We start from the raw sequence: 11,762 nt of genomic DNA, 5'->3' as shown, positions 1-11,762 counted from the left end.
CCCCCCTCACCCACGACAATATTGGCAGTTACCCCCCCCCCTGCCGCCCAGCTAGAGACAGTCGTTGCACAGGCCTCTATGCCTGAGTCCGCTGACCCGCATTTCGTTGTGGGCTCATTCTCAGCAACTGAATCATCTGACCCGACCTTCACCACCGTTGCCGCTACCCATTATATGCCCACCAGTCAGCGGGATGGCGTCCACTTTGCCTACAACGCGATCGATTCGGCTTCGCATGCCACCCTTGCGATGGCCGGCGGCCCTGTCCGCTCGATTTATTAAGCCTCTTAACGTGTTGCGCACTCTCCCATCTTTTGGCGGTAGGCTCGTCCATTGCCTGCTCGCGGTTTTTTTTTAGCCACACCACGGCTCCTGCTAGCCCAAAGTGACGCCAATGGCGGCGCTCTGAGCCTGCAAAAGCGTGTCGTCGAAATCTATCAGACGAACAGAAACGCCGTGGTCACCGTGTATGCGGCGCATAATCCCGAGGGGGATACCGGCCGCCCCGCACTTTTCGTCGGCACCGGCTTTTTCATCAGTCGCGATGGGCACATCATGACCAATACCAACACCATTTTTGGTGCTGACCGGCTCTGGGTGGAACGCGACGGAGTAGGCTATCTAGCTGAAGTCATTGGCAGCGACCCGCTCACCAATGTTGCCATCATTAAGGCGCTCGCTGTACCAGGCGATTTCCAGTTTTTGCGCTTCGCCGAAAAACCCAACCCGCCTGAGATCGGCAGCTTTGTGGTCGCACTAACCAGCGAACTCGGCATGGCAACCGGCCCATCACTGGGGCTCATCAACGGCTGGAACACCCGCTACGGCGACCGAATTTTACCCACCGTCTATTTGCGCTCCGACATCCCCTTTGACGGCGGTGAGGGCGGCTCGCCTGTATTCGATATCAACGGCTCACTCATTGGCATGGTGATCGTCGCCCTCCCCGAGATCCGCTCTTCATTCATCTTGCCAGCACGCGCGGTTCAACGCATCCGTGACGACATCCTGTTTTCCGGCAAAGTCACTTTTGCGCATTTCGGCTTCAGCACTTTGCAAAAACCTAATCTCGAGAAAGGCCCGCACATTGAGATCGAAGTCGTCGACCCCGATGGCCCTGCAGGCAAAGGCGGCGTCACGGCAGGCGATATCTTGATCAAAGTTGGCGACTTCGACATCCGCACCGACGAAAATCTGCGCACGGCCTTTTTCTACACGCGTCCAAACGAACTGGTCAATATAACGGTCCGCCGCGGCGACGAGTTGATCGAATTACCAATCAAAGTTGGCATCCGCGAGGCCCCGCCCACTGCGATGCCCCCCGTCCAGAAAACACCGGAGGAAATTTATCTGTCATTGGAAGGCCTAAAATCATCCGACCCCAACCCAGCAGATGTCTCACCTGTGGATATCAAGCCCGCGTCCAAAACGCCCCCAGCGGCAGCAGAAAATCCGACCTTGGATTCTGAAAAAACCGAAGCCACGCTTGAAGTAGAGGAAGAGGCCTCACCGCTGAAACCGACCACCGCAAGCCTTCAACCCGCGTCGCCAGCAACCGAATCTGCCGTGGTGGAGTCAGCCGCCGAAGACACCGCTCAGTAGACCAACGCCTCAAGAAGGCATTGTTATTGATAATAACTCGCTGGAAGCAGACGCCCGTCAAAGAAGAAAACGACCATTAGCATGTTCGCCAACAAGCCAAGCCGGATCGCAGTCTCAATGGTCATCAACACCAGCGCCCATTTCAACCCAGCCATGCGCCGGAGGGCAAAGCCGCTCAGCGATACGAAAAACATCAACCCACCTTGCAAAGCTCCTCGCGGATCAAATACCAGTAAGATCATATATAGCCACAAGATGCACAAACCAGTAATCCAAATGGCAATAGCCCAATTAGGCGGGCGGCGGTCACTCTCCAATGGGTGCTGGCCACTGCGGATCTGCTTCATCCCGATGAACCGCTCTGCCACAAGTAATTGCGCAATATCGATCAGCATAATGAACGGCACCAGGTAAATCAACAGCATCCCGAAATCGTCACCATTTGCCCCCTGTTCGTCAAATGCCTGCTGAAATAATTTTTGCCTGTGCATTTGACAAAACACGGCATTTTAAACAAACGTTTGAACCCGAGCATGGATCCACTAGACACACAACAACGTATTTTAGAAGCCGCAGAACGATTCTACGCTGAACGTGGGTTTGAAGGAACATCCATGCGCAACCTCACAGAAGCCGCTGGCGTAAACCTCGCCGCCGTCAACTATCACTTTGGCTCCAAAAAAGCGCTCATGTGGGAAATGTTCCGCGCTAAGATCGTCCCACTCAACAATGCCCGTCTGGAACTGCTCAACGCCGCACTGGCTCGTCCTGAGAAACCTCAACTAGAGGACATTTTCGATGCACTACTCCAGCCCATGTTTGAAGCCGCTAAAGGGCCTGATGGTGCCAACGCCATCTTCCTACGAATGATTGGACGCGTGTTTTCAGAGTCCGAGGAGTTTTGGCAACAACTGCACGAGGAATTTTTTGTCGACCTGTCCCGCCGCTTCCTGGAAGCCCTCGCCAGCGTAATGCCTAACCTCCCCCCCAATGAACTGGCTTGGCGATTTCACTTATCCATTGCCACCATGCTCGGTGCACTAGTAACCCATCATTCCATGAACCGAGGTTGCGTGCATATTGATGGTAGCGATATGGACGCCACTTGCGAACGCCTCCGTGATTTCATTTGCGCCGGTTTTCGCGGGCCCCAAGGAGACGCAAATTGAATCGCCTTCTTAGGCAGCAACTAGGCTTGCTCGGCACCGCTCTGGTGTTCGCTGGCTGCGCCTCCCCCCCCCCTAGCCAGGTCGCGGACATGCCCGCTAACTACCCAGCAGGCTGGACTGCTGACGCCGAAGCCAGTGAAACCGAGCGTGATAAATCGCTCGATACTCAAAGCAGCGGCTGGATCAGCGATTTTGATTCCCCTGAACTTCGCCCCCTGATCAACGAAGCCATTGCCCATAATTACGATCTCCAGGCGACAGCGGCTAACTTGAGCATTGTCGGGGCCGACGCCACCATTGCCGGGGCCGACAGCTATCCACAGATCAACGGAGAATTCGACGCCGGGCGCCAACGCCAAAACGTTGGAGGAAGCAGCAGTGAATTCACATCGTTCGTGCTCGGTGTTGGCGCAAGCTGGGAAATCGACGTTTGGGGCCGCCTCCGTGATCGTCAAAGCGCAGCGCTGGCGGACGTACAAAGCGCCCTGGCAACCTTGCGCGGTGCACGCCTCTCCCTAGCTGCCCGCACCGCCAACGCTTGGTTCCGCGCCATTGAGACCCACCAACAACTGGAGCTCGCCACCAACACCTACGACAGTTTTCACACCGCTACCGAAGCCATTCGCCAGCGCTACGAACGCGGCGTCAGCCCAGCACTTGATTTGCGCTTGTCCCTCGCTCAAACCGCCGCCGCCAAGGCCGCTATGGACGCGCGCGGACGGGATTTAGATGTCGCCATTCGTGAACTGGAGGTACTGCTGGGCCGTTATCCTGCCAGAGAACTAGCCATTGCCCCTGAACAACCACAAATCGTGCGTGCGGTGCCGATCGGCCTGCCATCAGAACTGCTGGAGCGGCGCCCAGACCTAATCGTGGCCGAGCGCCAGCTTGCCGCCTCTGGCAAGCGCGTCAGCGAAGCGCGTAAAGCGATGTTGCCACGCATCAGCCTGACGGGCAGCTACGGCTACTCCAGCGACGCCCTCGGCGATCTGCTCGGCAACAGCTTTTCAGTCTGGAGCCTTGCTGGTAACGCCCTCCAACCAATCTTCCAAGGTATGCGCCTAAGTGCCGCCGTTGACCGCGCAAGAGCCGTCGCCCAGGAACGTCTAGCCAGCTACGGACAAACCGCACTGGAAGCCTTTCGCGAGGTTGAAACGGCCTTGGCAGCCGAACGCTACCTCGACCAGCGCGTCACCAACCTCAATGAGTCCGCCACGCAATCCATCGCTGCAGAAAATGCCGCTTGGGAGCGTTATCAACGTGGACTGACAGACATCATCACCGTGCTCGATTCACAGCGCCGCACCTTCGAAGCCAGCACAGCGTTGATCTCTGCCCGAACGGGACGCCTCGTCAACCGCGTGAATCTTTACCTCGCCCTTGGCGGCGACTTCGATGAGGCCTCTTCCAAGGAGGAAATCGATGTGAGAACGCCATTAGGGCCAGAGCCTATTTCTCTGCCTCAAAAGGAGGCGATGCCCGCAAAAGTAGCCCTGCAAGACCCAACCGAAGCGGAGGAATCTTAACCACCATGAACACCTTTGAAAAGCCGACTGAAACCGATCGGCATCCGAGTCAACCTAGCGCACAGCCGATCACCCCGATTAAAATCATCCTGCCAGTGCTGATTTTGGCGGGAGCAGCCATGTTGGGCTATTTTATCATCAACTCCAAACCCGAGCCAGAAAAGAAGACGCCGCCCAAACGCGAGTTCGCGGTGGAGGTCATTTCGGTCCAACCCCAATCAGTTCGCCTCAGTGTAACCTCCCAAGGCACCGTGCGACCACGCGTGCAAACCAAACTGACCGCAGAAGTCGCTGGCCGCGTGGAGTTAGTGTCGTCGAATTTCCGTGAGGGCGGCTTCATCCGCCAAGGCGAGGCGCTAATCCAGATTGATCCCGTGGACTACGAGGCAGCCGTAGCCAATGCGCAGGCGAATCTAGCGCAGGCCAAATTTAACCTCGCCCAAGAGCAAGCGCTAGCCGAACAAGCCACATCAGACTGGAAAGACCTCGGACGTGGCGACGCCAGCGATCTTGCCTTGCGCAAACCACAGTTGGAACAGGCCGAGGCTATGATCACCAGCGCTGAAGCAGCCCTGAAACGCGCCCAGCACAACTTGAAGCGCACAACGCTGCTCGCGCCTTATGACGGACGTGTGGTAGAGCAGTCGGTCGATGTCGGCCAGTTTGCTGGAGCTAACAGTGCCTTGGGTATGATCTACGCGACGGATGTCGTTGAAGTCTTTTTGCCGCTGTCCGATGCCGAACTCGCACGGCTGGATTTGCCCTCCGACCTCGACCAAGAGGAGATTGATGGCCCCAAGGCGGTTATCAGCGCGACTTTCGGTGGACGCGATTATACATGGCAGGGTCATGTTGTCCGGACCGGTGCCACCTTTGACCAGCGGAGTCGAATGCTCGACGCCGTGGTCGAAATAGAAAACCCGCTGGCCAAGGACTCCGAACAACCTGGCCGCCCAGCGCTCAAGCCCGGCATGTATGTCCGCGCAAAAATTGAAGGTCGACTCGTCCCAGACAGCTACGTCGTCCCACGCAGCGCCTTGCAAGCGGGCGATACGATCCTCATCGCCCAACCGGACAATACACTGACCCAACGCCCAGTGATGGTCACCCAAGCCAACACAGACACTGTCGTTATCAGCAAAGGCTTGAGCCCAGGCGAGCGCGTCATCACTAGTCCGGTCGAATATGTGGTTGAAGGCATGGAATTGAAAGTCATTGAGCCATGATTAACTGGTTTGCTCGCAATGGCGTAGCCGCCAACCTGCTGATGATGGTCATCGTGATCGGTGGTCTGGTCTCGTTGATAAACATCAAGGTAGAGTTGTTTCCGCAGTTCTCCTTCGACACAATCAGCGTACGTGTACCCTTCCGCGGTGCCGCTCCAGAGGAAGTCGAACGGCAGATTGTCTCCTTGATCGAAGAAAAAGTCCAGGACCTCGACGGAATCAAAGAATTGAACGCCACTGCCATCGAAGGCTTTGGCACAGTGACAGTGCTGGTCGAGAAAGGGTACGACGTCCGCAAGCTACTCGACGACATCAAATCGCGGGTGGACTCGATTGACTCCTTCCCCCCAGACGCCGAACGCCCCATTATTCAGGAAAACTTAATCCGCCGCGAAGTGCTCGCAATTTCGCTACGCGGAGACACCGATGAAAGAACCCTCAAGCGCTTGGCCGAGGAAGTCCGCGAGGAACTGCTCGCGACTGGAAAAGTCAGCCAAATTGAGATTATCGGTGTGCGCGACTACGAGATCAGTATTGAGGTGACTGAGGACACGCTTCGCCGCCACGGATTATCTTTTAATGACGTCGTTCAAGCTGTTCGCTCGACTTCGGTTGACGTACCAGGTGGTGCCATCAAAAGCGACGGCGGAGAAATCCTCCTCCGAACTAAAGGCCAAGCCTATGAGCGCCAGCAGTTCGCTGACATCGTCTTAATTTCGCGCGAAGACGGTTCCCGTATTCTTTTGGGAGAGGTGGCCAAGATTAATGACGGCTTCACCGATGAACCACTCGTGATGAGGACTGATGGCCAACCCGGCGTGGACCTAGTCGTTTACGAAGTAGGGAGCCAGAACCCGCTGGGCATTTCTGCTCAAGTCAAAGAATACGTAAAGGACAAGCAATCTGATCTACCACCAGGGGTGACGATCAGCACTTGGCGCGACACCTCCTACTACCTCTGGGGCCGTCTGAATATGCTGCTGGAAAACGGTGCGATCGGTCTCCTTCTGGTTCTAGTAGTGCTAACCATTTTCCTACGTCCCTCTCTGGCCTTCTGGGTCACAATGGGCATCCCCATTTCCTTCCTGGGCACTTTTCTGGTGATGCCGTGGATCGACACCTCCGTGAACCTGATCTCGCTGTTTGGCTTCATCCTCGTGCTAGGCATAGTGGTCGACGACGCAATCGTAGTCGGCGAAAGCGTGTTTTCAGAATTCCAGCGTAGTGGCCCGGGCGTGGATTCATCGGTAAGAGGCACGAAGGCCGTCGCCACACCAGTGACCTTCGCTGTCCTGACGACTGCCGTCGCCTTTATGCCGCTGTTGATGTTGCCCGGCTTCCAAGGCAAATTTCTGAAAGCGATCCCGATGGTGGTCATCCCGACCCTCCTCTTCTCGCTGATTGAGTCTAAACTCATCCTGCCCTATCATTTGTCCTTGTGTAAAGTAGGCGATCATAAGCGGCAGAAACTCAATATCTTCCAACGCTTTCAGCGAAAAGTTGCCGATGGGCTGGAGCGTTTTGTTGACAAACAATATCGGCCAGTCTTGGCCTTTTCACTGCATCATCGCTATGCAACAATGGCGTTCTTCGTGGGCATTCTGTTGCTCACAGTTACCCTAATTATGGGTGGTTGGGTGAAACGTGTGCCCTTCCCCGCGGTGCCCAGCGACTACATTGGCGTAGTCTTCAAATACCCCGATGGCACGCCAGCCAGCATCACGACAGATGGCATTAACCGTATTACTACGGCGCTGGATGAGGTCATCGCCCAAAGTGAAGCCGCTGGTCGGCCAAACCCAGTGGATAAAATCCAAAGCGTGCTGGGCATCCAAGCCTTTGGTGGCGGACCAGGTGGCACGATGTCAACCGATGTCCAGAGCCATCTTGGCCAAGTCGTAGTCGAGCTAGCCAAATCAGAGCTACGGCAGGACGAAGATTCCGCCGTCTTACTGGCCAATCGCTGGCGGGACCAACTGGGCCAAATCCCTGGAATCAAGGACATCACTTTTGAAGCCACTGCCGCAGGTGGCGCAGGCGAACCCATTGACATCCAGCTCACGGGGCAGTCCCTTGAGCAACTGCGAATAGTTGCCAACGAAGTAAAAGAAGCCCTGCGGAACTTTGACGGCGTTTTCGACATCCGGGACAATCTTGCTGATGGCCAAAAGGAAATCCAACTGAAGATAAAGCCCAGCGCTGAAGCCCTTGGTTTGACGCAGGCTCAACTCGGCCAACAGGTGCGCGCCGCCTTCTTTGGCGAGGAGGCGCAACGCGTCCAGCGAGGCCGAGACGACATCCGCGTCATGGTCCGCTACCCCCGCGAAGACCGCGAATCTGTCGGCAATTTAGAACAAATGCGTATTCGTACTGCAGATGGACGCGAAGTGCCATTTACCGAGGTTGCCGAAGCCAAAGTTGGCCTAGGCTACGCTGCGATCAACCGGGAAAACCGCCAGCGCATAGTCAATGTCTACGCTGATGCGGATAAGGAGCAAATCGATCTCGAAGCCGTTAAAAGCAAACTGGATAAAGAGGTCCTGCCAGGGATTATTGCAAACTACGAAGGCGTAGGCTACGTGTTCAAGGGGGAGGCCAAAGAAGTTAAGGAAGGCAATGAGTCCATGCTTAGCAGCATGCTGCTGGTCCTTTTCGTGATGTATGCGCTTTTGGCCATTCCGTTTAAAAGCTACCTCCAGCCAGCGATTGTTATGTTTGTCATCCCCTTTGGTTTGGTTGGGGCGGTGTGGGGTCACGTGATCATGGGCCATCCCATCAGCCAATTGTCGAACTTTGGCATTATCGCGCTGGCAGGCGTAGTGGTCAACGACAGCCTCGTGCTAGTGGACTACATCAACGGCCAGCGAAAACTCAATGTGCCGCTGCTGGAGGCCGTATGGGAGTCAGGGGCCGCGCGATTCCGGCCCATCTTGTTGACTTCGTTGACCACCTTCTGCGGCCTCCTGCCGATTCTCTTTGAACGCAGCTTGCAGGCGCAGTTTCTCATCCCAATGGCGATCTCACTGAGCTTCGGCATTCTCTTCGCAACCTTCATTACGCTGCTACTGGTGCCCGCAGTGTATTTGATTCTGGAGGACATTAAACATATCTGGACGACTACCATGCACTGGATGATGGGCCACCCTCAGGAAACCAAAGCAACCCCTGTTAACCCCGCCAACTGAGCGCATTTTGGCCATTGATGAAGCCACTCACGACATGCCCGCTCCTACCACCAGCCCATGAGTCAATGGATTGGCGGGATCTTGCCCGCTGGCGAAAAAACCCTGGTGAGGATTTTTACCGGACGGCTCTCGCTTACGGACAATATCTTTGGGAGCAAGGCCTGAGCGCCCGCGCCCTACTCGCGGTCGATCGCGCACTCTACGCCAACCTACACGGCGATGAAGCCGTTCTTGAGGAATGGCCCTGGCCCTATGAGACCATTGGCTGGCTAGTGGCGAATAACCCCGCTGACCAGTTTATCGGCAACCCTCGCGTTCATTATCAGCACTTGGCTGATCGCGTTCGCGGAGAACGCGCTGATCAAAAAAAATGGCGTGCATGGGCCGCTTGGGCGGTCGTCAGGCAAGTCGCTCCAGAACTCCCGCCAGACACCAAGCATGCCGTCGTCGAACCAACGTTAGCAGAAATCGCTATTGGCTTACGGACCCACGGCGCGCCCGGTGAGCTTGATGCGTGGCAAAGAGTGATTTCAACGAGCCAAACCAACACCTGAAAGCAGGTCATTAAAACGGCAGCCATGACTTGCTAACGTTCCTCTGTGCAATCGAGAATACACCCACCCCAGCACTAAAGGTTCATTCCGTGCCCCCCACACATTTCGCGCGATGTGAGCGATACTGGTCGAGCGTTCTGCTCCTTTGCGGTTGACCCACCTCGTAGAGGCTTCTTAGTTGGCGTGCTCTTAACATATTAAACGATTACACGACATCATGTCCGCTGCACCAACGATCATTTACACGAAGACCGACGAAGCGCCAGCCTTGGCGACCTACTCGTTCTTGCCTATTATTGAAGCCTACGCGAAGCCCGCTGGCGTTAATTTTGAGACCCGCGACATCTCTCTCGCTGGCCGCATTCTCGCAGTATTTCCCGAGTTTTTAACCGAGGAACAACGCATTGGCGACCACTTGGCCGAGCTGGGCGCACTCACACTAAAGCCTGAGGCAAACATCATCAAGCTGCCAAATGTCTCCGCTTCGGAGCCACAATTGGTCTCCGCAATCAAGGAGCTACAGGCCAAAGGCTACAAGCTTCCAGACTACCCCGCCGCGCCAGCCACTGACGAGCAAAAGAGCGTCAAGGCCCGTTACGACAAGATCAAGGGGAGCGCCGTAAATCCCGTTCTGCGCGAGGGTAACTCCGACCGCCGTGCGCCGAAGGCCGTTAAGGACTATGCTAAGAAGCATCCTCACTCAATGGGTGCTTGGGCAAAAGATTCTAAGACTCGTGTGGGCACAATGGGCGCAAACGATTTTTTCTCTAATGAAAAATCCGTGATCGTTGCCGATGCGACCACCGTAAAGATTGAATTCACTAGCGCTGACGGCAGCACGACAATCCTCAAAGACGGCCTCAAGCTCAAGGCAGGGGAAATCATTGACGGCACTTGCATGAAAGCCTCTGCGTTGGAAGCCTTCCTAGAGTCCCAAATCGCCGCCGCCAAGGTGGACAATGTGCTCTTCTCGCTTCACATGAAGGCCACCATGATGAAGGTCTCCGACCCAATCATTTTCGGCCACGCCGTGAAGGTCTACTTCAAGGAAGTGTTCGCCAAGCACGCGGACGTCATCGCCGAGCTGGGAGTTGATTTTAAAAATGGCCTCGGCGACCTCATCGCCAAAATGAAGTCTCTGCCCGATGACAAACAGGCCGAGATCGAATCTGATCTTCAAAATGCCTACGCCGAAGGCCCTGATCTGGCCATGGTCAACTCCGACAAAGGCATTACGAACCTGCACGTCCCGAGTGACGTGATTGTCGACGCCTCTATGCCCGCCATGATCCGCGTGGGTGGCAAAATGTGGGACACCGAAGGCAAGACCCGCGACACACTCGCCGTCATTCCAGATAGCTGCTACGCTGGCGTCTATCAGGCAGTCATCGATTTCTGTAAGGAGCACGGTGCGCTGAACCCAGCCACAATGGGCTCGGTACCCAACGTCGGCCTGATGGCTCAGAAGGCCGAAGAATACGGTTCACACGACAAAACCTTTGAAATCGCCTCCAAAGGCACGGTGAAAATCATCGACGCCGACGGCAAAGTGCTCATTGAGCATGCTGTGGACGCAGGTGATATCTGGCGCGCTTGCCAGACTAAGGACGCCCCGATCCGCGACTGGGTAAAATTGGCTGTCAACCGCGCCCGCGCCACTGGCGATCCCGCAGTCTTCTGGCTCGACTCGGCCCGTGCACATGACGCCCAGATCATTAAGAAGGTCAACGAATACCTGAAGGATCACGACACTAACGGCTTGGACCTGCGCATCATGACGCCTTTTGACGCCTGTATTTTCAGCTTAGAACGCATCAAGGAAGGCAAAGACACGATCTCCGTCACTGGCAACGTCCTCCGCGACTACCTAACCGACCTCTTCCCGATTCTTGAAGTCGGAACGAGTGCGAAGATGCTCTCCATCGTTCCTCTGATGAATGGTGGCGGCCTGTTCGAAACGGGTGCCGGCGGCTCTGCTCCGAAGCACGTTCAACAGTTCGTAGAGGAAAATTACCTGCGCTGGGATTCGCTCGGCGAGTTTCTCGCGCTCGCCGTCTCCCTCGAGCACCTTGGCGAGACCTTCAACAACCCGCAGGCAAAAATCCTCGGTAAGGCCCTCGACTCCGCGACCAGTACCTTCTTGGAAAATGACAAGTCGCCGACACGCCGCCTAGGTGGCATCGACAACCGTGGCAGCCATTTCTACCTCGCCCTCTACTGGGCGCAAGAACTCGCCGCACAAGATGACAACGCCGAAATCAAACGTGTCTTTGGCCCCATCGCCCAAGAACTCGCCGCCAACGAGAAGGTCATCGTCGAGGAGCTAAACGCGGTCCAAGGTAAGCCCGTCGAAATCGGTGGCTACTACCAGCCCAACGACGCCTTGGCCTTCTCCGCCATGCGCCCCAGTGCCACGCTGAATACGATTCTGGGCAAGATCTAAGAAACGGTCACTTTTAAAAACAAAAAGGCGTCCCAAACGGGACGCCTTTTTTTAACA

Annotated in this window: 9 protein-coding genes; 8 read left to right on the top strand and 1 reads right to left on the bottom strand. The window is 55.8% G+C overall.

Features of this window, described 5'->3' with window-relative positions:
- Positions 1-282, top strand: a 282-nt coding sequence (locus IE065_RS09670) for a hypothetical protein (protein ID WP_189514444.1), incomplete at its 5' end; no start/stop codon positions are given.
- A gap of 51 nt (positions 283-333) precedes the next feature.
- Complete coding sequence (locus tag IE065_RS09665) at positions 334-1,602, top strand: S1C family serine protease (RefSeq protein ID WP_189514442.1); 1,269 nt, start codon at positions 334-336, stop codon at positions 1,600-1,602.
- Between the two features lie 23 nt (positions 1,603-1,625).
- Here IE065_RS09665 and IE065_RS09660 read toward each other — a convergent pair whose 3' ends face one another.
- The gene (locus IE065_RS09660; RefSeq protein WP_189514440.1) at positions 1,626-2,093 is read right to left on the bottom strand and encodes a hypothetical protein; all 468 of its coding nucleotides are present in this window, start codon (positions 2,091-2,093) and stop codon (positions 1,626-1,628) included.
- 42 nt (positions 2,094-2,135) lie between these two features.
- Here IE065_RS09660 and IE065_RS09655 point away from each other — a divergent pair, with 42 nt between their 5' ends.
- From IE065_RS09655 to IE065_RS09630, 6 genes are all read left to right on the top strand, one after another.
- Positions 2,136-2,771 (top strand): TetR/AcrR family transcriptional regulator, encoded by a 636-nt coding sequence (locus IE065_RS09655; protein WP_189514438.1) that lies wholly within the window; start codon positions 2,136-2,138, stop codon positions 2,769-2,771.
- Entirely contained in the window at positions 2,768-4,297 is a 1,530-nt protein-coding gene (locus tag IE065_RS09650) for an efflux transporter outer membrane subunit (RefSeq protein WP_189514436.1), read from the top strand. The genes IE065_RS09655 and IE065_RS09650 overlap by 4 nt, the downstream gene beginning before the upstream one ends.
- Positions 4,298-4,302: 5 nt before the next feature.
- Positions 4,303-5,523 (top strand): efflux RND transporter periplasmic adaptor subunit, encoded by a 1,221-nt coding sequence (locus IE065_RS09645; protein ID WP_189514433.1) that lies wholly within the window; start codon positions 4,303-4,305, stop codon positions 5,521-5,523.
- Positions 5,520-8,708 (top strand): efflux RND transporter permease subunit, encoded by a 3,189-nt coding sequence (locus tag IE065_RS09640; protein ID WP_189514431.1) that lies wholly within the window; start codon positions 5,520-5,522, stop codon positions 8,706-8,708. The genes IE065_RS09645 and IE065_RS09640 overlap by 4 nt, the downstream gene beginning before the upstream one ends.
- A gap of 65 nt (positions 8,709-8,773) precedes the next feature.
- Positions 8,774-9,262: a hypothetical protein gene (locus IE065_RS09635; protein WP_189514429.1), complete on the top strand. Its 489-nt coding sequence runs from the start codon at positions 8,774-8,776 to the stop codon at positions 9,260-9,262.
- Between the two features lie 217 nt (positions 9,263-9,479).
- Positions 9,480-11,705 (top strand): NADP-dependent isocitrate dehydrogenase, encoded by a 2,226-nt coding sequence (locus IE065_RS09630; protein ID WP_189514427.1) that lies wholly within the window; start codon positions 9,480-9,482, stop codon positions 11,703-11,705.
- The last annotated feature ends 57 nt before the right edge of the window (positions 11,706-11,762 follow it).

The sequence above is a fragment of the Cerasicoccus arenae genome, from assembly GCF_014651635.1.
In the GTDB taxonomy this organism is placed as follows: domain Bacteria; phylum Verrucomicrobiota; class Verrucomicrobiia; order Opitutales; family Cerasicoccaceae; genus Cerasicoccus; species Cerasicoccus arenae.
The sequence above is the reverse complement of the archived record's forward strand: the minus strand, read 5'-3'. Positions and strand labels throughout refer to the sequence as shown.